The 24,824-nt window shown below is 56.6% G+C and carries 25 protein-coding genes and 1 other RNA gene; 19 read left to right on the top strand and 7 right to left on the bottom strand.

Going from position 1 to position 24,824, the window contains the following annotated elements:
• The first annotated feature begins 34 nt into the window (after positions 1-34).
• The gene (gene recN / locus ACO05M_RS04120; protein WP_421868139.1) at positions 35-1,693 is read left to right on the top strand and encodes a DNA repair protein RecN; all 1,659 of its coding nucleotides are present in this window, start codon (positions 35-37) and stop codon (positions 1,691-1,693) included.
• A 119-nt stretch (positions 1,694-1,812) separates the two neighbouring features.
• Here the strand turns inward: recN and fur are convergent, their stop codons facing one another.
• Entirely contained in the window at positions 1,813-2,238 is a 426-nt protein-coding gene (gene fur / locus ACO05M_RS04115; RefSeq protein ID WP_421868136.1) for a ferric iron uptake transcriptional regulator, read from the bottom strand.
• Positions 2,239-2,341: 103 nt separating this feature from the next.
• Between fur and ACO05M_RS04110 the strand changes: the two genes are divergently transcribed.
• On the top strand, positions 2,342-2,749 hold the full coding sequence (locus ACO05M_RS04110) for an outer membrane protein assembly factor BamE (protein WP_421868133.1): 408 nt from the start codon (positions 2,342-2,344) through the stop codon (positions 2,747-2,749).
• A 4-nt stretch (positions 2,750-2,753) separates the two neighbouring features.
• On the opposite strand, the gene ACO05M_RS04105 is transcribed toward ACO05M_RS04110, so the two are convergent.
• Genes ACO05M_RS04105 through ACO05M_RS04095 form a run of 3 tightly spaced genes read right to left on the bottom strand, consistent with a single transcriptional unit; the run spans position 2,754 to position 4,888 of the window.
• Positions 2,754-3,056, bottom strand: coding sequence for an RnfH family protein (locus ACO05M_RS04105; RefSeq protein ID WP_421868130.1), 303 nt, complete (start codon positions 3,054-3,056; stop codon positions 2,754-2,756).
• A gap of 22 nt (positions 3,057-3,078) precedes the next feature.
• Positions 3,079-3,510, bottom strand: a complete 432-nt coding sequence (locus ACO05M_RS04100) for a type II toxin-antitoxin system RatA family toxin (RefSeq protein WP_114696595.1) — start codon at positions 3,508-3,510, stop codon at positions 3,079-3,081.
• Between the two features lie 10 nt (positions 3,511-3,520).
• Positions 3,521-4,888, bottom strand: coding sequence for a sodium-dependent transporter (locus ACO05M_RS04095; RefSeq protein WP_421868127.1), 1,368 nt, complete (start codon positions 4,886-4,888; stop codon positions 3,521-3,523).
• A gap of 119 nt (positions 4,889-5,007) precedes the next feature.
• Between ACO05M_RS04095 and smpB the strand changes: the two genes are divergently transcribed.
• The 6 genes from smpB to ACO05M_RS04065 all read left to right on the top strand — a co-directional run bounded on the left by smpB (position 5,008) and on the right by ACO05M_RS04065 (position 10,199).
• A complete protein-coding gene (gene smpB, locus ACO05M_RS04090) occupies positions 5,008-5,478 on the top strand; it encodes an SsrA-binding protein SmpB (RefSeq protein ID WP_114696593.1) in 471 nt (156 codons plus the stop codon).
• Between the two features lie 145 nt (positions 5,479-5,623).
• Positions 5,624-5,985, top strand: a transfer-messenger RNA (tmRNA) gene (gene ssrA, locus ACO05M_RS04085).
• A gap of 559 nt (positions 5,986-6,544) precedes the next feature.
• Positions 6,545-6,772: a hypothetical protein gene (locus ACO05M_RS04080; RefSeq protein WP_421868124.1), complete on the top strand. Its 228-nt coding sequence runs from the start codon at positions 6,545-6,547 to the stop codon at positions 6,770-6,772.
• On the top strand, positions 6,750-8,735 hold the full coding sequence (locus ACO05M_RS04075) for a hypothetical protein (protein WP_421868121.1): 1,986 nt from the start codon (positions 6,750-6,752) through the stop codon (positions 8,733-8,735). Before ACO05M_RS04080 ends, ACO05M_RS04075 begins: the two co-directional genes overlap by 23 nt.
• Positions 8,722-9,483 carry a hypothetical protein gene (locus tag ACO05M_RS04070; RefSeq protein WP_421868119.1) on the top strand — a complete coding sequence of 254 codons (762 nt, stop codon included), beginning with the start codon at positions 8,722-8,724 and terminating at the stop codon, positions 9,481-9,483. The genes ACO05M_RS04075 and ACO05M_RS04070 overlap by 14 nt, the downstream gene beginning before the upstream one ends.
• Positions 9,480-10,199: a hypothetical protein gene (locus ACO05M_RS04065; protein ID WP_421868117.1), complete on the top strand. Its 720-nt coding sequence runs from the start codon at positions 9,480-9,482 to the stop codon at positions 10,197-10,199. Before ACO05M_RS04070 ends, ACO05M_RS04065 begins: the two co-directional genes overlap by 4 nt.
• Before the next feature lie 66 nt (positions 10,200-10,265).
• Here the strand turns inward: ACO05M_RS04065 and ACO05M_RS04060 are convergent, their stop codons facing one another.
• Positions 10,266-12,302, bottom strand: a complete 2,037-nt coding sequence (locus ACO05M_RS04060) for a DNA cytosine methyltransferase (protein WP_421868115.1) — start codon at positions 12,300-12,302, stop codon at positions 10,266-10,268.
• 64 nt (positions 12,303-12,366) lie between these two features.
• Between ACO05M_RS04060 and ACO05M_RS04055 the strand changes: the two genes are divergently transcribed.
• Positions 12,367-12,786 (top strand): very short patch repair endonuclease, encoded by a 420-nt coding sequence (locus ACO05M_RS04055; protein WP_421868112.1) that lies wholly within the window; start codon positions 12,367-12,369, stop codon positions 12,784-12,786.
• Positions 12,787-12,792: 6 nt separating this feature from the next.
• On the opposite strand, the gene ACO05M_RS04050 is transcribed toward ACO05M_RS04055, so the two are convergent.
• Entirely contained in the window at positions 12,793-13,113 is a 321-nt protein-coding gene (locus ACO05M_RS04050; protein WP_421868110.1) for a hypothetical protein, read from the bottom strand.
• A gap of 235 nt (positions 13,114-13,348) precedes the next feature.
• On the opposite strand from ACO05M_RS04050, the gene ACO05M_RS04045 reads away from it, so the two are divergent.
• From ACO05M_RS04045 to ACO05M_RS04010, 8 genes are all read left to right on the top strand, one after another.
• The gene (locus tag ACO05M_RS04045) at positions 13,349-13,969 is read left to right on the top strand and encodes a protocatechuate 3,4-dioxygenase (protein ID WP_421868108.1); all 621 of its coding nucleotides are present in this window, start codon (positions 13,349-13,351) and stop codon (positions 13,967-13,969) included.
• 26 nt (positions 13,970-13,995) lie between these two features.
• Positions 13,996-14,358 carry a DOPA 4,5-dioxygenase family protein gene (locus ACO05M_RS04040; RefSeq protein WP_421868106.1) on the top strand — a complete coding sequence of 121 codons (363 nt, stop codon included), beginning with the start codon at positions 13,996-13,998 and terminating at the stop codon, positions 14,356-14,358.
• Positions 14,359-14,440: 82 nt separating this feature from the next.
• Entirely contained in the window at positions 14,441-14,893 is a 453-nt protein-coding gene (locus ACO05M_RS04035) for a hypothetical protein (RefSeq protein WP_421868104.1), read from the top strand.
• A 43-nt stretch (positions 14,894-14,936) separates the two neighbouring features.
• Positions 14,937-15,254, top strand: coding sequence for a hypothetical protein (locus ACO05M_RS04030; protein ID WP_421868101.1), 318 nt, complete (start codon positions 14,937-14,939; stop codon positions 15,252-15,254).
• Positions 15,255-15,349: 95 nt separating this feature from the next.
• Complete coding sequence (locus ACO05M_RS04025) at positions 15,350-15,964, top strand: YigZ family protein (RefSeq protein WP_421868099.1); 615 nt, start codon at positions 15,350-15,352, stop codon at positions 15,962-15,964.
• A 140-nt stretch (positions 15,965-16,104) separates the two neighbouring features.
• Positions 16,105-17,949 (top strand): dihydroxy-acid dehydratase, encoded by a 1,845-nt coding sequence (ilvD, locus tag ACO05M_RS04020; protein WP_421868097.1) that lies wholly within the window; start codon positions 16,105-16,107, stop codon positions 17,947-17,949.
• A 233-nt stretch (positions 17,950-18,182) separates the two neighbouring features.
• Positions 18,183-18,941, top strand: a complete 759-nt coding sequence (trmB, locus tag ACO05M_RS04015) for a tRNA (guanosine(46)-N7)-methyltransferase TrmB (RefSeq protein WP_421868095.1) — start codon at positions 18,183-18,185, stop codon at positions 18,939-18,941.
• A 241-nt stretch (positions 18,942-19,182) separates the two neighbouring features.
• Entirely contained in the window at positions 19,183-20,187 is a 1,005-nt protein-coding gene (locus ACO05M_RS04010; RefSeq protein ID WP_421868093.1) for a CobW family GTP-binding protein, read from the top strand.
• 18 nt (positions 20,188-20,205) lie between these two features.
• On the opposite strand, the gene ACO05M_RS04005 is transcribed toward ACO05M_RS04010, so the two are convergent.
• Complete coding sequence (locus ACO05M_RS04005) at positions 20,206-21,222, bottom strand: TRAP transporter substrate-binding protein (protein ID WP_421868090.1); 1,017 nt, start codon at positions 21,220-21,222, stop codon at positions 20,206-20,208.
• Positions 21,223-21,425: 203 nt separating this feature from the next.
• Between ACO05M_RS04005 and ACO05M_RS04000 the strand changes: the two genes are divergently transcribed.
• Positions 21,426-23,408, top strand: coding sequence for an ATP-binding protein (locus ACO05M_RS04000; RefSeq protein WP_421868087.1), 1,983 nt, complete (start codon positions 21,426-21,428; stop codon positions 23,406-23,408).
• Between the two features lie 35 nt (positions 23,409-23,443).
• Entirely contained in the window at positions 23,444-24,811 is a 1,368-nt protein-coding gene (locus ACO05M_RS03995) for a sigma-54-dependent transcriptional regulator (protein WP_421868084.1), read from the top strand.
• Positions 24,812-24,824: the final 13 nt, after the last annotated feature.

The raw sequence follows: 24,824 nt of genomic DNA, 5'->3' as shown, positions 1-24,824 counted from the left end.
ATGCATCCTACATCCGTTATCCCCGGAGATGACCATGCTGACCCACCTGAGCATTCGCGACTTCACCCTGATTGAACAACTCGATATCGAGCTGGATAGCGGCATGACCGTGATCAGCGGCGAGACCGGCGCCGGTAAGTCGATCATGCTGGACGCGCTGGGACTGGCGCTCGGCGATCGCAGCGATTCCGACATGGTGCGCCACGGTAGCGAGCGGGCCGAGATCTGCGCCAGCTTCGATCTGAGCCAACTACCCCAGGCTCGCGCCTGGCTGGAAACGCAGCAACTGGATCAGGGCGATGACTGCATCCTGCGCCGGGTGGTCGGACGCAACGGACGCTCACGGGCCTACATCAACGGCCAACCCTCACCGCTTGGCAATCTGCGCGCCCTGGGTGAGCGCTTGATCGAGATCCACGGTCAGCACGAGCACCAGAAACTGCTGAAGAAAGAACACCACCGCCTGCTGCTGGATGGCTTCGGTGGCCTCGAGCCGCTGGCCGCCGAGGTGGCGCAACAGTTCAAGTCCTGGCAACAGCTGCAACAGCAGCTGGAGCAACTGCGCAACCGCAGCGACGAGCAGAACGCCCGTGAGCAGCTGCTGCGCTACCAGGTCCAGGAGCTGGATCAACTGGCCCCGGAGCCGGACGAATTGCTGGCGCTGGAGCAGGAGCAGCAACAGCTGGCCCAGGCCGACAACCTGCTGCTCAACGGCGAGGCCGTGCGCCAGCAGCTTAGCGAGAGCGATGAGGGCAACTGCGCCAGCCTACTGAATCACAGTCTGCAGCAACTGGCCGAGCTGAACCTGAGCAACGACAGCCTCGACAGCGTCAATGAAATGATCAACAACGCGCTGATCCAGGTGGAGGAAGCCTCCCGCGAGCTGGGCCACTACCTGGATCGGGTCGAACAGGACCCACAGCGACTGCAGCAGGTCGAAGAGCGGCTGGGGCTGTTCTTTCAGATCGCTCGCAAGCACCGGGTCGAGGCCGATCAGTTGCCCACCCTGCATCAGCAGCTGGCCGACGAGTTGAACAGTTTGAGCCTGGGCGACGAGGCGCTGGAGCAACTCGAAGCCCGCTGCCGGCAGGAACAGGACAGCTATCAGAAACTGGCCAGCAAACTCAGCAAGCAGCGCCTGAAGACCGCCAAGCAACTGCGCGATCAGGTCAACGAGCAGCTCAAACAGCTGGGCATGCCCAACAGCCGCTTCAGCCCCGAGCTGACCCCAATCGAGCCCAAGGCCCAGGGGATCGACGAGATCGAGTTCCTGATCAGCACCAACCCCGGCCAACCGGCCAAAGCGCTGAGCCGGGTCGCCTCCGGTGGCGAACTGTCACGGATCAGCCTGGCGATCCAGGTGGTGACCGCCCAGACCTCGGACACCCCGGTGCTGGCCTTCGATGAAGTGGATGTCGGAATCGGCGGTGCCATCGCCGAAGTGGTCGGGCGCCTGCTACGCGAGCTGGGTCAACGCTGTCAGGTGCTCTGCGTCACCCACCAGCCCCAGGTCGCCTCCCAGGGCCACCACCACCTGCAGGTCAGCAAGCAGACCAGCCGCGGCAGCAACAAGACCCGGATTCGCCAGCTCGACAGCGACGCCCGGATTCAGGAGATCGCCCGAATGCTCGGCGGTATCGATATCACCCAGCGCTCAATCGACCACGCCGAGGAGATGCTGGCGCTGCACTGAGGCCCTCTCGCCAAGCCTTGCTTTGAAGCATCGGAGCTTGGGCAGATGATCGGGCATAAAAAAACCGGCTGATCTAGCCGGTTTTTTCGTTGTCGCGCCTGCGATCAGGCGGACGGGAATTATTTCTCTTCGCAGCCTGCGGTGCATTCGCCGTACAAGTAAACGGTACGGTCGGAGATGCGGAAGCCCATCTCTTCGGCTACTTCGTTAATCCGGTTGTTCAGGCCGCTGTCGCTGAACTCCTTCACCTTGCCGCACTTCACGCAGACGATATGGTCGTGCTTCTCGTCGTCGGCCAGCTCGAACACCGAGTGGGCGCCTTCGAAGTGGTGACGCACCACCAGGCCGGCGGCTTCAAACTGGGTCAGCACCCGGTAAACGGTCGCCAGGCCCACATCTTCACCGGACTCCATCAGAATCTTGTAGATATCTTCCGCACTGAAGTGATCACCTTCGCCGGCCTTCTCCAGAATTTGATAGATCTTTACCCGGGGCAGGGTAACTTTCAGGCCCGCTTTGCGAAGTTCTTGATTCTCTGCGCTCATGATTATTTCTTTACCGATTATCTAGGGTCGCTAACTAGCGCTTAGCTCGTCAGGAAGAATGGGTTATCATCCTGCGACTCAGTTTGATTGAAGCCGTAAGCTAATGCAAAAAAATCTTATTTCCACCTTGGTTCTAACTGCCGCTCTGATCAGCCTCGGCGGCTGCTCATCCATTGAAGATTATATCCCCGAAGGTGGCTTCTTCCCCGGCGTGCACAAGATCGATGTGCAGCAGGGCAACCTGATCACCCAGGAGATGGTCAACAAGCTCAAACCGGGAATGACCCGTAGCCAGGTCCGCTACATCATGGGGTCGCCGATTGTGACCGACACCTTCGAGCAAAACCGCTGGGATTACTTCTACAGCCTCAAGCCCGGCTATGGCGAGCTCGAGCAGAAGCGGCTGACGCTGTATTTCGAAGATGACAAGCTGGTTCAGCTGGGCGGCGATTTCCGCCCCGGAGCTCAGCAGCCTCAGGCCAACAGCGACGCGGCAGCCGAAGCCCAGTAATCTCTTAATCCTTGTCCTTCTGCGCCGCTTTCATCTTGGCGGCGCGGTTGGCGCGGGCGGTCTTCGGATCGATAATCAGCGGCCGATAGATCTCCACCCGCTGGCCTTCCTTGAGCAGCTCGGTTTTCGGATCCCGCACCGCCTTACCGAAGACCCCCATCGGAAAGCTGTCCGGATCGATCTGCGGAAAGTACTCCACAATCCGGGAACGGATCACCGCGTCATAAACGGTGCAATCGTCTTCCACCTTCAGCGCGACGATCTTCTGCTCTTCGGGTAGCGCGAAGGCCACTTCCACATTGATCATATTGATACCTGCGGGCTGAAACTCAGCCGTAGCGTTTATCGGCCTGGGCGCAGAAGGCGTCCACCATCGCAATCGCGATCTGGTTGAACACCTTGCTCATCGCCATCCCGGCCAGTTTGCCTTTGAAATCGAAGTCCAGCTTCAGGTTGACCTTGCAAGCCTCATCGCTCAACGCGGTGAAGTGCCAGTAGCCGCTCAGGTTGGAGAACGGCCCCTCGACCAGCTCCATCTTGATCGTGGTCGGCGCCTCCAACGAGTTGCGGGTGACAAAGCTGTACTTGAAGCCGCCCTTGGCCACCTTCAGCTTCGCCACCATCTGCTCTTTGGCCTGCTCGATGATCTCAGCGCCGCTGCACCAGGGCAGAAACGACGGATAGCTCATCACGTCGTTCACCAGCTCGTACATCTGCTCTGCGGAATGCAGAACCAGGGCACTGCGATCAACCTGAGTCATAGGGCCTCCGTTAGCCTGCGAACTTCTGCCACAGGTTGGCGATAAAGACGATGGCCACCGCCACCGGAGCGATAAAGCGAACCACGAAGAACCAGCTGTTGAACACCAGCTCGGACTTCATGTTCAGCTCGTCGGCGGTGATCTTCTTGCCGACCCACCAACCGGTGAAGACACAGACCAGCAAACCACCCAACGGCAGCATGATATTGGCGGTCATAAAGTCGAGCAGGTCGAAGAAGTTGAAGCCGAAGAACGACCAGTCGCTGCCGAAGTTGAACGAGCCCAGCGCGCCGACACCCAGCACCCAGACGAAACCGCTCAGGATCACACAGGCCGAGGTCCGGCCGATCTTGAAGCGCTCGACCACGTAGGCTACCACCGGCTCCAGCAGCGAAATCGCCGAACTCCAGGCTGCAATCGCCACCATCGCGAAGAACAGGAAGCCGAAGATCTGACCTCCCGCCATGTTACCAAAGGCTACCGGCAGGGTAACCAGCATCAGGCCGGGACCGGCGCCCGGATCCAGCTGATTGCCGAATACCAGCGGGAAGATCGCCAGACCGGCGATCAGCGCCACCAACGTATCCAGGCCGGCAACGGTCAATACCGTGCCGCCGATCGAGGCTTTCTTCGGCATATAGGAGCCGTACACCATGATCGAGCCCATCCCCAGACTCAGGGTAAAGAAGGCGTGACCCATCGCGATCAACACCGCGTTCCAGCTCAGCGCGCTGAAATCGACGTGGAACATAAAGTCCCAACCGGCGGCAAAGTCACCGGCGGTGATGGCGTAAACCAGCAACAATAGCAGCAGTGCGAACAGCATCGGCATCAGCAGCCGGATACCGGCCTCCAAGCCCTTGTTGACGCCGCGCGCCACGGTACCGGCCACCACGATCATAAACAGCGTGTGCCACAGCACCAGCTCCTGCGGGTCGGCCAGCAGGTCATTAAAGACCTTACCGATCTGCTCCACCCCGGCGCCGGTAAAGGTGCCCTCGGCGGCGTAAACCACGTAAGCGATAACCCAACCGGAGACGACGCTGTAGAAACTCAGGATCATGATCCCGGCCGCGACACCACAGAGGCCGATCCAGGCCCAGCGTTTGGTGGTACCGATCTCAATCGCCATATCCTTTAGCGTATTAACCGGGCTCTGACGTCCCCGACGACCCAGCAGCACCTCGGCCATCATGATCGGAATACCGACCAGCGCGATGCACACCAGGTACATCAGAACAAAGGCACCACCGCCGTTCTCACCGGCGATGTACGGAAACTTCCAAATGTTGCCCAGGCCGACGGACGAACCGGTAGCGGCCAGAATAAAGGTCCAACGGCTCGCCCAGGAACCGTGAATAGATTGACGATCTTGCATGAAAAACCCGACTGACTGAAAACAGGTCGGGCGATTTTATAGGAATGCCCCGTCGAAAAAAATGATCATCGGTGCATATCCGCTACACTTACGCGATTTTCCCTATATAATCGCCGCCCATGGCTAAGAAGAAATCCCCCTCCCCCGGCTCCATCGTCCAAAACAAACGCGCCCGCTTCGACTACAAAGTGGAAGAGCGCTTTGAGGCCGGCCTGGTGCTGACCGGATGGGAAGTCAAAAGTATTCGCGCCGGCAAGGTGCAACTGGTCGACAGCTACGTCTGGCTCAAAGACGGTGAAGCCTGGCTCCTCGGGGCCTACATCACGCCGCTGCAGACCGCCTGCACCCACGTGGTCGCCGAGCCGACCCGCCCGCGCAAGCTACTGCTCAACAAGCGCGAACTGGCCAAGCTGTTTGCCAGCACCGAGCAGAAGGGCCATACTTGCGTCGCCATGGCGCTGTACTGGAAAGGCAGCCGGGTCAAATGCGAAGTCGCACTGGCCAAAGGTAAGAAAGAACACGACAAGCGCGCGACCGAGAAAGATCGCGACTGGGGTCGACAGAAGCAACGGATCATGGGGCGCGGTTAACACCAAGCCAACCAAATTCGAACTTCTCCCCCCTCCCCGACTCCAACGGGGAGACGCTTAGTTAGAACTTATCGCTGTATTGAGCGAAGAAAAGAGAGGAAAGTCCCATCGGCCCGCAAGCCGATAACGGACACCGACAAGTTTCGGGGCTGATTTGGTTTCGACAGGGTGCGGATGTCCTGTGTGCATGTCGTGAGGGGTAAACGATCACGTAAATCAACGTATACCAACTTATAGTTGCCAATGACGACAACTACGCACTAGCAGCCTAAACACCTGCCTAGCGCCCTTCCACCTGGCTTGCCTGTAGGCTGGGGTTCGGAGGGTCATCCCATACAGGATCGCGTGTAAGCCCGGCCGGGGACCCAAGCGCTAAAACTAATCCGGCACGCCCTGCGGAATCCTGTCTGTCGGAGTCTTAAGGGTTACTTAAAAGACTGACTAAGCATGTAGATCATAGGTTCGGAAACATCGTGGACGCGGGTTCAAGTCCCGCCAGCTCCACCAAATAGAAAAGGCTACCCCTCTGGGGTGGCCTTTTTTATTTGGAAGATCCGGACTTGAACCCAAGAAGCGGGTTCACAAGCCTTCGTCGCCACCGGCGAAGGCGCAGGACGTCGGAGCCTGCGACGACGGTCCCGACCACAGGGAGGGACGAGCTCAATCCTAAAAGATTGAGCGAGCAACCCCGCCAGCTAAAGCTACCGCTAGAAAGCCCCTCTCTTCTTAGTAGATTAGACACAGTAAAAAAAGGTAAGGGTTCGATCCATTGATTACTTTCAGAAAATAAATGCCCCTTCATTTATTTTGGCACGATCTTCTCTCAGTAATCCAACGCCATTGTCTAGCCATGACTGGATACATCGGCCCAGCCTACACAGTCAAAGTTCTACAACTCATTTCAGCCACCTGCTCCTAATAGAGCCACATCACAGGAAACACTCTGCACCAAAGGCACAATATATGTGTTAAAAGCGAACGATATACCCACATAAGCGCAAGTATATTTGACATATATACTGCAGCCATTACTATCTGCATAAATCACAGTACATGGAGAAAAATCATGGCTGAAACCAGGTCAAGAGAAAAGTTTGTAGAGCTCGCAGAAAAGAGGGTACAAAGAACACTAAAGGACATCAGACTTATTGGAAACCTTTCGAATAGAAGCAACTACTCGTACACAGACCAAGACGTAAAAAAGATCTATGCAGCACTCAAAAAGGCCACGGAAGAAATGAAGGCCCGCTTTGACGCAAAGGGAGAGACTGATGATGAACTATTCAAGCTGTGATGATTCTGGGAACACTCTAGCTCAATGGAGGTTTGAGCCGAAGAGGAGAAGCCAAAAGTCTCGGGACCCGATGCAGGCAAGCTTTTTCACCAACTCCAGCATCGAGGATGACACTCATGCTCTTGTCCGTGAGGCGATTCAAAATTCACTGGATGCCAAAGAGGATCGACTTTCACCCGAACCAGTGAAAGTGCGCTTTTCCATTGGATCACACCAGGCAGATAACGGTGTGATGATGCGCTATATTCCGGACGGTGCTTGGTTGCACTTCAACGCCGATGGCAACGGGCTACAATCGCCACCCACCAAAACTGCTGATTGCCGATACCTCGCATACGAAGACTTCAACACTCAAGGCCTTGTCGGCGATGAGCTAGCCTTTGATGAAGAAGCGGGAAACTCTTTTTACTTCTTCATGCGCGCCGAAGGGCAATCCGGCAAACAGGAAGGCGAACGTGGGCGCCATGGCATAGGTAAATATGTTTTCCCATACACCAGCCAAATTAGGATGTTTATTGCCGCTACCGTTCGCAGCACTGATGGACGGTGCCTGATCGCAGGCCAGAGCGTACTTAAATCTCACCAAGTCGATGATATACGCTTCACTCCCGATGGTTGGTGGGGACGATTCGAACAGGACAGTGAGAACGATTATTTTCAACTTCCAGTCGAAGACAACAATCTATTTGCACAACTCGCGAGTGATTTCGGGCTAGCTAGGACAAGCAACCAATCCGGATTGTCACTGATCATGCCCTACATTCAGCCTGAGGTAACGGCTGACATACTGTCCGAGCATGTCGTTCGAGAATATTTCTGGCCCATCCTGAACAACCAGCTGATAGTCGAAGTAGTTGAAAACGGCTTGTCTCGAACCATAGATCCAACAAGCATCCATAAAAATTTAGACGAACTCCTAGCGCCGGACCAACTACTGAAGATTGCCCCCTATGCCACCTTGGCCCATAAGGCATTGACAGAAAAAGATTACCTAACGGTAGAACTAAACCTACCAGAAACCCCAAAGCTTCCTGTATGGGACAAAGACTACTTGCCTAAAGAAGTCGCGACGAAAATCCATGATGAGCTGACTAAAAGCGGGACTATCGTTTGCATCCGCTGTCCCTTGTACGTGAAGGAAGAGCAGGCTACAGAAGCCAAAAAGACGTACTTTGAAATCTTTCTGTCTAGGGATACGAGCGACACGAATCGTAAGCCTGAATTTGTTCGCGAGGGAATTATCATCCCCGAAGCCCGTGTTCCCAAGATCCAAGGCTATACCAGTATGGTGGTAATCGAGCCGGGAGCGATTGCAACTTTACTCGGTGACGCGGAAAACCCAGCTCACACCGAATGGGAGAAAAACGCGGTCAAGTTTAAAGGGAAATACCGATGGGGGTCTAAAACCATAGACTTCGTAAGACTTTCAGTAAGCAAGCTTCTTAATCTGATGAATCAGGGTGATGATGAAGAAGATACTGCGATTCTATCGGACATATTTTTTCTCGACCTCCCAGAAAATGATGAAGACGTTCCTGAATCCAGAAAACGCGCCAAAAAAGAGAACTCTGGGCCAGATTCTCCACCGCCGGTTGATCCAATACCACCATCAAAGCCCCGGACTTACCGTCTCAACAAATCCAGCGAAGGGTTTGTGGTTCAGGGGCCTAAGGAGCAACTAAAGAATAGGCGTAGGTATAGGGTCAAGGTCGCCTATGACTTTGTTGGAGCCTCAAAAGCTAAAGCGCTCAAAAACTGGGATAAGAGGGACTTCGACTTCAGCAGGGCAAAAAATGTCTGCAAACCCGAAACAGAAAACATACTTAACGTCGTGATCGAAGGCAACACCATAGAGTTTGAAGCCGAAAACAATGATTTCAAGCTTTCCGTCAGAGGATTCGACACCCTCAGGGACATTATCGTCGACGTAGATTCGGAGGTATTGCTCGATGAAGCGATTTAACTATACCGGTCGTAAAAAGATTCTCCGAGAGGATGTGAAGATCCGTCTAACGGGGGACTTCAATGACAAACCAGCTGTTAACGTAGCAATAGACCTATCGGGATACGAGTTTTCACTCAGCGATACCGTCTTTCTGGAGCCCCAAAGCAAAACCCGCTTCATGCGGATACGACTAGGGGAGGCATCGAACAGCGTCAGACGCAACTCTATAGAGCTTGAAGAGTTCGACGATGCGGAAGGCTTGGACTTCAGGGTTAAGGTCGTCGATGAATCCAAGGGCACCTTGTTAGGAATCGCGGAGAATATTAAACCCTACAACAAGGACGACGAACTTGATGGCAACCAACAGAGTATTTTACCAGTATCTAGCGTAGACCTTGCTCCATATGGAGTGCTCTGGAGAGTAGGCTGGGGAGACCAAAAAGTTGTACTCGAGATTGAACGAGAGCTGGGAAGTCGCGACCAAGTGGTTCGCTCAGTAATGTTCAAAGCTTTCATCTGGCCCGTTGCAATGCGCCAAATCCTAACCAAGATACTCTCTGATGATGGCTGGGATCATGAACTGTCTGATCCAGAGGAACTATCCACTCGCTGGCTGCTATTCACTAAACAAATCGGAGCAGGAACTCCAGATCCAGACTCGGATGATAATGAGGAGTGGCTCGACAATGCAGTCAGAATGCTGACCAAAATCATAGGGATACGCCAGCAGGCCATTGATGACTTTGCCGCAGGAGCATGGAAATGAAAATTATGCGCATGACGGATAAAGGCAAGCTTCGCTTCATAGAATTTATAGATAGTCATAAGACAGATTCACCACAGGAATTTCCAAACGAACTGCTGATTCCCTCGGAGTTTGCCGAGACTATCGGTGGCGATACGAAGATGCTGGATGAACTGAACCTGGATGACTGCCTCTCAACAGCCAAAGGGCTGGACCAGGTTGTCTCCGATCTTGACCTAGCTTCAGCGGAAAGAGACTGGGGGTTCTGGACCTGGTGCTCAGCCTACCTGTTTTATCGGCTCTGCAAGAAATCCGGTAGCAAGTACAAACCCGGTGAGATACCTATCTGGATCGCAGAGCCCGATAACTGGCGGCGTTACTACCGGCATTATCTCGCGTCTATTTGGCAAGTTTATGCTGCCCACCGGGACAAAGAGGATGAGCTGGTAGTGCTTCTAACAGGCCAAGTGAATACCCCTGGCGAGCTATGGGCACAAATCGCTGCTACCCAAACGCTTATCACGAATCCCTCCATGCTAGATGCGATCTACCAACTCTTTTGGGATAATGAACACCAGAAGCGAAAACGAGGGGCTGGCGGCAGCAGCCCACGACGATTGACCAAGGTTCTCCGCCAGTTTGAGAAGACCTTTGACTTCATGGCAATGACCGGCGATCAAATCGTGGGGCTACTTCCCCCTGAATTTGACCGTTTCAAGGAGCAGCTGAGCACTTAACGGCATACTTCTGTTGCGAGTTTTCATACTCATAAGAAGCAACAATAGGGCATAGTTAGATGACTCCTAACCATGCCTTTTGTTGATAAGTAACTGCCATATATCAAAGACAACGTTCGCAATCTCTTTAGCCAAAAGAGGCGGAACCGCATTACCAACCTGGGTGAACTGATTAGTTCGCTCGCCTTCAAAAAAGTAATTATCTGGGAAAGTCTGAAGGCGCGCGGCTTCTCGAACCGTCAAACTTCTACATTGCGCCGGGTCTGGATGGATGAAGTAATGCCCATCCTTGGAGATATGACTAGTAACCGTATAAGAAGGGTAGTTTGCCCGCTGAACCTTAAAGCGATCCACAAAGTCCTTTTTGTTCTTATGGTTGGGTATCAAATTTATCAATCCAAGGCTTGATACTGCTTCATATTGAGCTAATCGCGCTTGAGGCTTTGTTTTTTCTCTTCTTTGATCTTTAACGTCTGCAAAAGCAGCAGAGTATATGTAGCGGCCCAAATCAGTATCCATATGAGGCCTTGCGGAGTGGTTCAGCACCAAGGACTGATTCCAATACTGCGTATACCAAGTCTCCAGAAGGTGTGGATTATAATCACCAACATGACATTCCCAAGATTGGACCGAGCCATCCTTTTCAAAAGCTATTGCAGGCATTCCTTTGGCTGGGTTTTGAATAAAGTCTAAGCAATCGTCCAACTTGGTACCGACATCAAAATGAACAGGGCGCTTATGTTTTATCTCAGATGCTAACAACTCCACTTGCTGCGGTTCTGCAACATCTTCTTTTTCTATCTCTGCAATCTCGTCACAGGATTGCATCAGCAGCCCTATCTGCTCCGCAACTGTCTCAGTCCAAAGGTCTCGGTTATCAGGGCCATACTTGATTCTGTCTGGATACTTCTCACCCGTATAACGACTACCTAACGTGCTTTGAAGCTTCGGAAGGTCAGACATGACATCAGCAACTGTAGCTCGCTCATTTCCAGGGCTACGCTTCAGTGCCAAATGCTCCAACCTTTCCAGCACTTCGCTATCACTTACTAGGTCTTTGCGAATTCCCAAAAGGATCACACGTTTCCTGTCTTGGGGAACGCCGTGATCGGAAGCCTTCACGACAAAGTCCTTAGCCCTCTTGCTTACACGCGTGAAGCTATCTTCAGTGCCATCAAAATAAAGAGAAAAGTCCTCTAATGAGAAAATGAGGTATTCATCCTTATCGGTGTTCTCACCTGGATCTGGATACAAAGCCCCCTTGGGATATTGAAGGTGGCGTATTATATGCTTCCAAGCCAACTCCTTATGTCCGTCTTCGGTTGTGATCTTGGCACTTTGCATGCCCGTAACGTTCTCCATGACAAACAAAGCAGGCTGCCCATAATCAAGGACCTTCAAATATTCCCGATATAGCCAAGTACGCTTGTCCTTGTCTTGGCTCCACGTCTCAACATCTTCTTCATAAGCGGTTACGACGGTATTTTTCAACCGAGCTCTGCCAGCATGGGAAAATGCTTGGCAAGGAGGGCCTCCTATTAGAACAAACGGCTTGCCTGAGTCCAGCTCTCCAACTTCTCGTTCGATAGCAGACATCACCAAGTCTTTTACATATTCGTCCTCAGCTTCTCCAAGCTCTACTTGGCAGGCCTCTTTCCGAGCGAAGTCTGCCGCGCTCAGTATTTCTTGAATATGTAATGCATAAGAGGACTCAAACTCTCTCCATCGATCCCCATAAGCTTGTTCAAAAAGAGCCGCCTGCTGATCAACCGTAGCAGCCTCAATCTCTGACATGTCTGCTTGAGGGTGAAGCAACTCACGCAGGAAGACCGCCTTCGCTGTCTTCTCCTCTCGATTCATGGCTCGTACATAGTCGACATAAACCTCAGGGGGCTCTTGCTCTCTATTTTTATAAATGAACCATCTCAAGAAAGCTCTCAATCTAAGCGTTTGATGCGCAGTTGTTTCTTTCTCTATCGAAAGCGCTACCTTGAAGGGATGGGAACGCAAACATTCATCAGCTTTTACATAAAAAGATGAGAAACCTTCGCTCAACCCTCCAGGGCCTGCAAAGATATCAATAACAGGGATTTGCTGGTGCATTTAATCTGGAACCACTGTTTACATAACCCAACAACTAAAGAGCTGTATATGAGTTCGTGGAAAAATGGCCGATATCATATCAAAACATGGGCGCGCAAAGCTGATGTCCAGAATAAAATCTAGAGATACACAACCTGAGATGGTAGTAAGGAGGTACCTTCACAAACTGGGCTTCCGGTACCAATTGCATCGTAGGGATCTACCTGGAAAGCCTGACATGGTCTTACCCAAGTACAAAGCTGTAATCTTTGTTCACGGCTGTTTCTGGCATCATCATCGTGCATGTGATAGGAGCAGGGTACCCAAGACAAATCAGCAATTCTGGCAGCAAAAGTTTGACGACAACCGTAAAAGAGACCGTCGTGCAACTAAAACGCTTCGCTCAAATGGCTGGAGAGTATTTATTGTGTGGGAATGCCAATTATTCTCACATAACAGAAGTAGACGTTTGGCACGACTCTCTTCTGATTTAAAACGATTCTAAGTCACACTAAAACCCAACCACTCTCCCCTGTGATCCAGCCAGCATCTGCTGCAGCTCCCGGCGGTAGCTGTCGGCCTTGCAGCCGCTGTTGTCACAAGCCAGTAGGTTAAGTCTTCGGATGCTGTCGTCATCCAGATCCAACAGCGCGGCGTAGGCGATTTCACGCTTTTCCTGCTCGTTGCTGGCTTGCTCCATCAGGGTGATGGTGTCGATACCTTCCAGGAAACGTCGACGGGCGTAGAAGGCGATGCGGTCGAGATCGCTGTTGCAGACACAGTTTAAATTGAAGCCAGCCATTGTCACCTCGGCGTTGAAATCTGACTTCATCCTAGATTTCGTTTATGTACGGTTTGTCGTGGTTCCGTTTCGATGTTGAGGTCAAAACTATCAGCTTTCTTGCTGCGGCGCAGCAATACCTTGGTCTACCCATATTCCTTTTATTTTGTAGGGGCTTATGGCTCTACTGGCTTGCTTACCAGCCCGGTCTGCGGCTGGGCGCAGCCGCTGTCGAGGGCAACTACACTTAGGGTGCCCGGCAACAACCGTAGTGAAGCCCTAAACCATGAAGCCTCTATCCCGTAGAAAACTCCTGATCGATTCGGCCGCTATTGCCGGTGGCTCGGCGCTGTCGGGCACGGTAATCGCCGCCATCTTGACCCCCAGCGCCTCCGAAGGCCCCTTCTATCCCACCGCCTCGATGCGGATGGACGATGTGGATAACGATCTGGTGAAGGTGGCCGGGGCGGTCGAGCAAGCGGGCGGTGAGATTATCGAGCTACACGGCAGGCTGTTGAACCGCCAGGGCTTGCCGCTAGCCGATCACCGGGTGGAGATCTGGCAGTGCGATGTGAATGGCAAATACCTGCACCGCGGCGATGATCGCGATGTGGTTTATGACACCGGCTTCCAGGGGTTCGGGTATGACATCACCGACGCCGACGGCCACTACCGCTTCCGGACCATCAAGCCGACGATCTATCCGGGCCGGGCACCGCATATTCATGTCAAAGTGCTCCAGGGTCGGCGCGAGCTGCTGACCACCCAGTTCTATATCGCCGACGACCCCCATAATCACCGAGATTGGCTCTATCGTCGGATGTCTCGGGCTCAGGCAGAATCCGTTTCGATGCGCTTCGTCGAAGCTGGTAACCTGCTCGAAACCCAGGTCGATATCGTTGTTTAACCTCCCTGCCTCAATCTGATCACCCCATGTCTAAAACCCAACCGATCCCCCGCCCCGTCAACCAACACTCGGCTTACCATGCCCATGTCTATTTCGATGCCGAGACGCTGGAGTTTGCCGCCTCCCTGTGTCGGCAGGCCGGGGAGCGGTTTCAGCTCGAGGTGGGGCGGGTTCACCAACGGCCGGTAGGGCCGCATCCGAGGTGGAGCTGTCAGATCAAGTTCAATCAGGACGAGTTTGAGCAGCTGGTCCCCTGGCTGGAGCAACACCGGCAGGGGCTGACCGTGCTGATCCACGCCTCCACCGGCAACGACCTGGAAGATCACACCACCTATGCTTACTGGCTGGGCGACCCGGTTGAGCTGAAGCTGGCGATGTTTGGCGGCTAGCCTGATATGACAGATCGCTGCGACGCCCAGAGGGCGACCCGCAGCCACATCTACAACCTGACGGGCGGAGGGATCACGCACGATGGAGACTCAGAGCCTCAGCGACAATTATCAACAGCTGGCCGCCGAGCGAAGCGCCGAGTGCGGCTCCCGGGCCGCCTACTTCGATCAACGGTTGCGGTTTTTTTCCAAGTCCAACTGGATCACCGTGCTGGTGCCCTCGCTGCTCGGGGTGATCGCGGGATCGGCGCTGCTGGCCGACACGGATCCGCTTTGGATTGGACTCGGCGCGCTGGTGGCGGGCCTGCTGACGGCGATCCATAAAGGGCTGGACTGCGATGCCCACCAGGCGGAGTGTCGCCGGCTGGTGCAGCAGTATCGCGGCCTCGAAACCCGTTACCGCACCCTGGCACAGATCGAGTCGACCGATATCGCCGAGGAACTGTTGAAACTGGACGTGACCCTGGCCGAGCTGCGCCAAAGCCAGACCGCCACAATCGATCCGCAATGGCTGAAGTCCAACGCCGATGGCTAGTGCGTTCTAAACCCAACCTTTTGCAGATAGCGACAACACACCGATGCTCTACGCCGAACTCGGCTATCTCAAACACTATCCCGAACACTATCCCGAACACTATTCCGACTGCCATGACGCGCTGGCCGAGCTGCTAGAGGCTCATTTCGACCAGATCCAATCGGGCCTGCAGGGCGACTCCTGGATCTGGATTTTCGACGGCGACGAGAAGGTGGCGCTGGATTCCTTCAGCGCCATGAAGCACCAGCTCAAATCGTCGATCCCTAACAGTCGGCTGATTCCCAAGGTGCTGGCGGTGTTGCAGACCCGCTATAGCGTCAAGCGGATCGAGCCGCCGGAGCTGGAAGCTCACGAGGAGTGATCGACACGCCAATCAGCGCTGTCGTAGCCGCCCGTCGCCAAACCCCGTAGACTCCGGCTGACGACAACAACCTTCCCCGCAAGCCAGGAATCTCCATGCAACCACCCCGCCCCACCTATGCTGTCCCCGCCGCCGCGGTCGCGGTGGAGTACGAGATCAAAAAGAGTCGCTTTATCGCCCGGGTCGCCAAGGCGGCAGACCGGGAAGCGGCGATGGCGATGCTGGCCCAGGCCCGGGAAGACTACCCCGACGCCCGCCATCACTGCTGGGCCTACCTGATCGGCAATCCCCACTCCCCCACAACGGTGGCGATGTCCGACGACGGCGAACCCAGCGGCACCGCCGGCAAGCCGATTCTGAACGTGCTGCAGCACAAAGGGGTGGGCGATCTGATGCTGGTGGTGATCCGCTACTTCGGCGGCATCAAGCTCGGCGCCGGTGGCCTGGTGCGCGCCTACAGTCACGCGGCCCAGCTGGCGATGACCGAGCTGAGCATTGAGGATCAGGTGCCCTACAGCCAGTGCGAGGTCGTGGGCGATTACGCGCTGGAGCAGCCGTTGCGTCACTGGCTCGGCCAGCACAACGGCCAGATGCTGTCGGTGGAGTACACCGAGCAGGTGCGGTTTCAGGTCAGCGTCCCCGATGAACAACAAGCCCCGCTGCGGGCCTTTGTTGAGGGTGCCGGCGGACAGTGGATATCGGACGCCTGAAGCCCCCCACAGGAAACACGTAAGAGCTTCTTCACAGCTTTCTTAACAGCCCCCGCCCCCCTTGCTAGAATGGGCGGTTATCTGACCTAGAAAGACTCGACCTAGAAAAACCAAAGCAAAGCATTAACGAGAGAGCAGCCATGCCCGCCTACCGTTCCAATACCTCGACCAAAGGCCGTAACATGGCCGGTGCCCGTGCACTCTGGCGCGCCACCGGTATGAAGGACGATGATTTCAACAAGCCGATCATCGCCGTTGCCAACTCCTTTACCCAGTTCGTACCGGGCCACGTCCACCTCAAGGACATGGGCCAACTGGTAGCACGGGAGATCGAAAAGGCCGGTGGTGTGGCCAAAGAGTTCAACAGCATCGCCATCGATGACGGGATCGCCATGGGCCACGACGGCATGCTCTACTCGCTGCCGTCTCGCGACCTGATCGCCGACTCGGTCGAGTACATGGTCAACGCCCACTGCGCCGACGCGCTGGTGTGCATCTCCAACTGCGACAAGATCACTCCCGGAATGCTGATGGCGGCGATGCGCCTGAACATCCCGGTGATTTTCGTCTCCGGCGGTCCGATGGAAGCCGGTAAGACCAAGCTGATCGATCACGGCCTGGACCTGGTCGACGCCATGGTACTGGCGGCCGATGACGAAGCCTCCGACGAGCTGGTCAACGAAGTCGAGCGCTCCGCGTGCCCGACCTGTGGTTCCTGCTCCGGCATGTTCACTGCCAACTCGATGAACTGCCTGGCCGAAGCGCTGGGCCTGGCGCTGCCGGGTAACGGCACCGTTGTTGCCACCCACGCCGACCGCGAAGAGCTGTTCCTGGAAGCCGGTCGCAAGATCGTCGAGATCACCAAGCGTCACTACGAGCAGGACGACTACAGCGTGCTGCCGCGCGAGATCGGCTCCAAGGCCGCGTTCGAAAACGCCATGACCCTGGATATCGCCATGGGCGGTTCCACCAACACCATCCTGCACCTGCTGGCGATCGCCCAGGAAGCGGAAGTCGACTTCACCATGGCCGACATGGACCAGCTGTCGCGCAAGGTTCCGTACCTTTGCAAGGTGGCACCGAACGATCAGAAGTACCATATCGAAGACGTGCATCGCGCCGGCGGTATCCTCGGCATCCTGGCCGAACTGGATCGCGGCGGCCTGCTCGATACCTCGGTTTCCACCGTCCACAGCAAGACTATGGCCGAAGCGCTGAAAAAGTGGGACATCATGACCTGCGGCGACGAGGCGGTGAAAAACTTCTACAAAGCCGGCCCCGGTGGGGTTCCGACCCAGGTCGCGTTCTCCCAGGCGGCCCGTTGGGGCTCACTGGATGCGGATCGCGCCAACGGTTGTATCCGCTCGGTTGAGAACGCCTTCAGCAAAGAGGGTGGCCTGGCCGTACTGTTCGGCAACATTGCCGCAGACGGCTGTGTGGTGAAGACCTCCGGCGTCGACGAGAGCATCTGGGTATTCGAAGGCAGCGCCTACATCTGCGAGAGTCAGGACCAGGCCGTGGCCGACATTCTGGCCGACAAGGTCAAGCCCGGCGACGTCGTCGTGATCCGCTACGAAGGTCCGCGCGGCGGCCCCGGCATGCAGGAGATGCTGTACCCGACCAGCTACCTGAAGTCCAAAGGCCTGGGTAAAGAGTGCGCGCTGCTGACCGACGGTCGCTTCTCCGGCGGCACCTCCGGTCTGTCGATCGGCCACGTCTCCCCTGAAGCCGCCTCCGGTGGTGCCATCGGCCTGGTGGAACCGGGTGACCGGATCAAGATCGATATCCCGAACCGCTCCATCGACGTGCTGCTCAGCGATGAAGAGCTGGCCAACCGTCGGGCGGCGATGGATGCCAAGGGTAAGGATGGCTGGAAGCCGGCCGAAGAGCGCCCCCGCGCCGTCTCCACCGCGCTGAAGGTCTACGCCAAGATGGCTACCAGCGCCGACAAGGGCGCGGTTCGCGACCTGAGCCAGCTGGACTAAACCGCCACCCCGTTGTGGCAAGACTGGGCTGAGCCTTCGGGCTCGGCCTTTTTGTTATTAGCCCAGCGGGTTAATAACAAACACAGGGATGTGTTTTCATTGGCTGAAAGCCGATGCGAGCCCCCCTAAAACAAGTAGTTTCACGCAACTACGCCAGTTTTAGGGGGCGACGGGCAAATAGAGCGGAAGCGTATTTGCCCTCCAGGTTAATAGCTAGAAGATCACTGCAAATCATGACCGACCAAATCGATACCCCCGAAATCATTGACGACAGCGCTGCCCCGACCGAAACCGAGGTCGACAACGCCGAGCAGAAACATATGCGCTCGATCCGCACCTTCGTGATGCGCGCCGGACGCATGACCCCGGCGCAGCAGAAAGCGCTGGACGAGCAATGGCCCACGCTGGGGCTGGAGCTGGCCGATGGCCTGATCGACTACGCCAAGGTGTTCGAGCGCGAAGCGCCGACCGTGCTGGAGATCGGTTTCGGCATGGGCGATTCGCTGCTGGCGATGGCCGAGGCGGCCCCGGAGATCAACTTTATCGGCATCGAAGTGCACAAGCCCGGCGTCGGCCGACTGCTCAACAATGTCGCCAAGGCGGGACTGAAGAACCTCAAGGTCTACAACGATGACGCGCTGCTGGTGCTGAAAGACTGCATCGCCGACGGCTCGCTGGACGGCATCCAGCTGTTCTTCCCCGACCCCTGGCACAAGAAAAAGCACCACAAGCGCCGGATGGTGCAGCCCGAAATCGCCCAGACCTTCCGCGCCAAACTCAAGCTCGGCGGCAAGTTCCACATGGCCACCGACTGGGAAAACTACGCCGAGCACATGATGGAAGTGATGAGCGCCGCCGAAGGCTACCGCAACGCCGCCGGTGAAGGTGAGTACTCACCCCAGCCCGAGAGCCGCCCCGACACCAAGTTCCAGCGCCGCGGCGAACGCCTGGGTCACGGAGTCTGGGATCTGGTGTTCGAGCGGACCGAGTAAGCCACCACTCCGTTATCCTGACCAGAGGACGCAACGTTCGATTCAGCCGATCGGGCGTTGCAACCTGCCTCCTTCCGACTGAAACCTGCTCTTCCCATCACGCCGATTGGCCCGTTCCTCGAACCGTTATATTATAACGATCCTTAATACTTGAGCCTCGCTGATTCCCACTCCCGGGGTGCAGCCCTACAGGCCACAATCACCAATCGATGCCCAAGCGCATCCAACCCGAGAATATTCTGTGACTAAGATTCTGGCCGTACCCACCAATATCCTGACCGGCTTTCTGGGGGCGGGGAAAACCACCGCAATCCTGCAGCTATTGGCGCAGAAGCCTGCCGATGAGCGCTGGGCGGTGCTGGTCAACGAGTTCGGTGAGATCGGCGTCGACGGCAGCCTGTTCGAAGGTCAGCACGGCGAACAGAGCGGAGTCTTTATCCGCGAGGTGCCCGGAGGCTGCATGTGCTGCGCCGCCGGCCTGCCGATGCAGATCGCGCTGAATATGCTGCTCAGCCGGGCTAAGCCGGACCGGCTGTTGATCGAACCGACCGGCCTCGGTCATCCGCTGGAGGTGGTTCAGTCGCTATCGGCCGAGCATTACCGCGACGTGCTGTCGTTGCAGCAGATCATCACCCTGGTCGATGCTCGCCAGCTCGGTGATAGCCGCTATACCGACCACCCCACCTTTAACCAGCAGATCGCCATCGCCGACCTGATCGTCGGCAACAAGCAGGACCTCTACCAGACCGGTGACCACGCCAAGCTGGAAGCCTATGTGGCGCAGCAGGCGCGGCCCGACGTCTCGGTGCTGTTCACCGCACAGGGCGAGCTGGCACCGGCGCTGCTGAACGGTGCCTCCCGGGCGGCGATGCCCGAGGCAGACGACGCCGGCCACCATCACCACAGCTCGGCTCCGGGTCTCTCCGAAGCGCCCATTCCGGACAACGGTTTCCTGAAGGCCGAGAACCAGGGTGAAGGCTTTGAGAGTGTCGGCTGGCGTTTCAACGCCGACGAGGTTTTCGATCGCGCCAAACTGATGAACTTCCTCAGCGGCCTGGACGCCGAGCGGATGAAAGCGGTGTTTATCACCGAAGAGGGGATCTTCGGCTACAACCTGACCCGCGATGCTCTGACCGAGATCGAACTCGACGACAGCCTGGAAAGCCGCATCGAGATTATCGCCCCTGAGCGAGATCCGAGTTGGGAGCCGCAGCTGATGGCCTGCCGGGTGAATGCGGCCGACTGACGGGAGCCCCCCAGCCGGTTACTGGGCGGTCGCCTGCGCCCTCAAATCCAGCACTTTACCGACCGTTCGGTTCCAGTTCGCCGCACAATCGGGGCCGCAACGCTGAGCCCAACGGAGCAGCACCACTTCGCGGGCGATCTGGCTGCGGGCTTCCAGGTCCACATCGGACGGGGTGAACAGTTCCATGTTACCGACCTCTCCAATCGGACAGGGGCCGTCGGCCAGACAGGCCAGCGCGATCGCATCTTCGGTCGCCGTCTCGCGCCACATGTTGTCGGTCAGCTGCGCCAGCTCACGTTCCAGTAACGCCTGTTGCTCCGGGCTCAACCGATTCCACTTGTTCAGGTTCATGGCACCGAACGCCAGCCCCCAACCAACCCTTAGCGTAAAACCGTAGGGCGCCACCTTGTAGAGCTGACCGGTATAGGCCGACATGGTCCCGGTGATCACGCAATCGAAGATCCCACTCTCCAATGCGTCGGTTACATCGTTGAACGGTGCACTGACCGGCACCCCACCGGCTCCTTCAATAAAATCGCCCAATGTGGTCAGGAACACCCGCACATGCTTGCCCTTCAGATCGGCCACACTGCGCACCGGACTGCTGCACCAGAGCATCTGACTCGGGAACGGATACAGCATCATCAGCTTGGCGTTGTACTTCTCCGCAAACGCCAGCTCCAGGGTATGGAAATAGGCATCGGCAACCTGACGCTGCACCGCGATGTTCTGCACCAAGGATGAGAGGTCGGCGCCTTCGAAGATCTCACTCTCGGGCACCACATAACCGGGCAAACCAAAGGCGAAATCAAACACCCCCTTCTTCACCAGTCGCATGATCTCGAAGCCCTGCAATCCCAGCTCGGTGTGGGGGTTGATCTCGCCGACAATGGTCCCTTCCGAGACCTCGGCGATATGCTGGTTCCAGAACGGCCCTTCGTGCTTCTGGTAATTGGTGAAATAGTCCCAGGTACCGACCGCCTTGATGATCTGGGTATCCCCGGCCTGAAGCGGCAGACTGATCAAAGCGAGCATCAGACTCAGGACCACTGAGCGAGCCAGCGAGCAAGATTGTTGTGTTAACCCATTCATAAGTGACAGCGATACTTACCTTGATCCGATCCCAGTGTTCAGGCTCCAGAGTAGCTTGATTCCAACCGATTAACTACGCCTTCCGCTGGAAGCCATGACCACGGATAGCGGGATTTTTCTGTCCCACTTTCTCATTCGGTGGAACCATGGCGTATGATGCAGAGCAGACCGATCAAGGCAGTTTTTCTATGACTCGAAGTCGTCGGCTGGGAATCCGTGGCCGCTTTTTCATCGCATTTTGCGCCCTGAGTGCACTGACCCTGCTGGCCAGCATCATCAGCTGGGTCTCCTATAATCGCCTCGGCGACGAGCTCAATCAGGTGGTCGAGGAGAATATCAAAACCCTCGGGCTGATGGCCGATCTGCGCGAGCGCGGCAGCAAAATCACCCTGCTGGCGCCCACCCTGCTGGCCGCCGGTGATGACCCCGGTCGTCAACAGATCTGGCAGCAGTTGCATCAGAACATCACCGCCATGACCGACCTGCTGCCGCAGATCGCCGAGCACACCCGCGATCCGGCGACGATCAGCAGTCTGGTCGATCGGATCGCCACGCTCAGATCCACCCTGGCCGCGCTGGATACCAACGTGCTGGAGCGGTTTGCCGTACAACGGCAGAAACGCGCCGAGAACCAGCGCCTGCGCTGGATCGCCTCTAACTTTCTGAATGAGATCAACCTGTTGGCCGACAACGTCCAGAAAAGTCTGGCCAGTTACTACAATCAGGACTTCCCGGATTCCTGGATCGTGATCAACAGCCTGGGCCAGGATCAGGCCAGCAACCTCAAGGTGGACCTGCAGCGGCTGTTCCAGATCAAAGCCGACGTCAACCTGCTGATCAACCTGGTCGATCGGGCCCAGCATCTGCCGGACCTGAACTCACTGATCGCCACCCAGACCCATGCCGACGAGATCACCCGCCAGATCCAGCAGGCGATCCAAGCATTGGGCAATATCCAGGGTGCCCAAACCCTGAAGCAGACCATCACCAATATCGTGTTCCTGACCCATGGCGATAACAACATGTTCCGGCTGCGAAGCCAGGAGCGTTCTACCCTGGAGGCCGGTCAGGGGCTACTGAGCCAGATGGGTGACGAGCTGGAAGGGCTCAACCATCTGATCGCACTGCAGACCAACCGGGTTGAGGAATCGGCCCAGGCCTCGGCGATCAGCGCCCGAGAAACAATCCAGAAAGGCCGCTTCTGGATGCTGCTGATGGTGGCCGTGAGTCTGCTGTTCTCGATTCTGGTGGTCTGGCTCTATGTCGGTCGCTACATGGTGGCGCGGATCACCAGCCTGGATGCCAGCATGCGCTCGATCGCCAACGGCCATCTGGAGGAGCCTGTGTCGGTCAAAGGGCACGATGAGATCGGCGCCATGGCACGCTCGCTGATCAGTTTCCGGGATCAGCTCAGCACCCTGCAGGAGGAGCTGGTGCAAGCCGGTAAGCTGGCGGCACTGGGGCAGTTATCCGCCGGTATCGCCCATGAGATCAACCAACCGCTGTCGGCCATCGGTCACTACTCCCACAACGGCGTGCGGTTGCTCAAAGCCGGTCGGCTGGAGGATACCGAGAAAAACTTCAATCAGATCGCCAACCTGACCAAGCGCGCCACCACCATCATCACCCGACTCAAATCCCTGGCCCGCAACCAGCCGGTCAATCTGGCGGTGGTCGATCTACACCGGGTGATCGACAACGTGTTGATGCTGCTGGAGGGGGACGAGGTCCGTAAGCAGACCCAAATCGAGATCCGCTTTGATCAGGACGACAATCGGGTCAAAGCCGATGAAGTCCAGCTGGAGCAGGTGATCCTGAACCTGATCACCAACGCACTGGACGCGATGCACGAGCAACCCGATAAGTGCATCTGGATTCACTGCCACCATCGCAACGACCGGATCGAGATCGATGTCAGCGACAACGGCCCCGGCATCAGCGACGCACTGCGCGAGCAGATCTTCGAGCCCTTCTTCACCACCAAGAGGCGCAACCAGAGCCTCGGGCTCGGGCTGTCGATTTCGTATAACATCATCAAGAACTTCGGCGGCAGACTGACGGTCAATGACGATCATGACGGCGGCGCCAGTTTCCGTATCCAGCTACCCCGCCATCAACGCGACAAATAACCAAAGACATCACGAGAGATAAAACGAGACAACTCATGAGTGCAGTCACCGCTAAAGGCCAGGTCATCATCATCGACGACGAGGAGATCGTCCGTGAATCGATGATCCAGACCCTCGATCTGGAGGGCTACCAGGCAACGGCGGTGGAAGACCCGCAGCAGGCTCTGGAGCAGCTGTCGATGAACTGGCTGGGTGTGGTGATCTGCGATGTTCGGATGGACATCATGCACGGACTGGAGGTGTTGCAGAAGATTCTTGAGATCGACGCGGAAATTCCGGTGATCATGTTCAGCGGCCACGCCGATATCGCCATTGCGATCCAGGCGATCCGCCAGGGCGCTTACGATTTCCTGGAGAAGAACGACGATCCGCAGCACCAGCTCAATACGGTCGAGCGGGCCTGGCAGAAGCGCGAACTGGTGTTGGAGAACCGCCGACTGCGGCAAAGCATCGATGGCCAGAGCCAGCTCGATCATCGCCTGGTCGGCCAGACCGAGGCAATGGTTCGACTGCGGGATGCGGTGATGCAGCTGGCCCAGATCGACGTCGACCTGATCATCCACGGCGAAACCGGCACCGGCAAAGAGGTGGTGGCGCGCTGCCTGCACGATTTCAGCCCCCGCAAGGACAAGCCCTTTGTGGCCCTCAACTGCGGTGCGGTGACCGAGTCGGTGATCGAGAGCGAGCTGTTCGGCCACGAGGCCGGCTCCTTCACCGGTGCCAACAAGCAGCGGATCGGCAAGATCGAACACGCCAGCGGCGGCACCCTGTTTCTGGACGAGATCGAGAGCATGCCGCCATCACTGCAGGTGCGGCTGCTGCGGGTATTGCAAGAACGCACCCTGCAACGACTCGGCGGCAATGCCGAGATTCCGATCGATATCCGGGTCATTGCCGCCAGCAAGGTCGACTTGCGCGAGGCCGCCGACCAACACAGCTTCCGTGAAGACCTGTATTACCGTCTTAACGTGGCCAACATCGATATCCCCAGTCTGGACCAGCGCAAGGACGATATCCCGCTGCTGTTCACCCATTTTGCCGACCAGGCCTGCCAGCACTACGGTCGCGACCACAAGCCGGTGCCCGAACTGCTGCTGCAGCAACTGTGCCTGCAGAGCTGGCCCGGTAATGTTCGCGAGCTGCGCAACGCCGCCGAGCGCTGGGCATTGGGACTGCCGTTCACCGGCGACACCCTGCTCAACCAGGCCCCGGCCTCGGTGCCGACCGAGGGCAACCTCGACGACCTGATCGCCGGCTACGAGCGCGAGGTGATCATCGCGGCGCTGAAAGCTCAAAACGGCCAGATCGAACTGACCGCCCAGGCGCTGGGTATCCCGCGCAAGAAACTCTACCTGCGGATGAAGAAGTACCAGCTCGAGCGCGGTGATTACCTCGACAGTTGAGTCAAAACTGACA

Source organism: Motiliproteus sp. (assembly GCF_965230735.1).
GTDB lineage: Bacteria > Pseudomonadota > Gammaproteobacteria > Pseudomonadales > Balneatricaceae > Motiliproteus.
The sequence above is the reverse complement of the archived record's forward strand: the minus strand, read 5'-3'. Positions and strand labels throughout refer to the sequence as shown.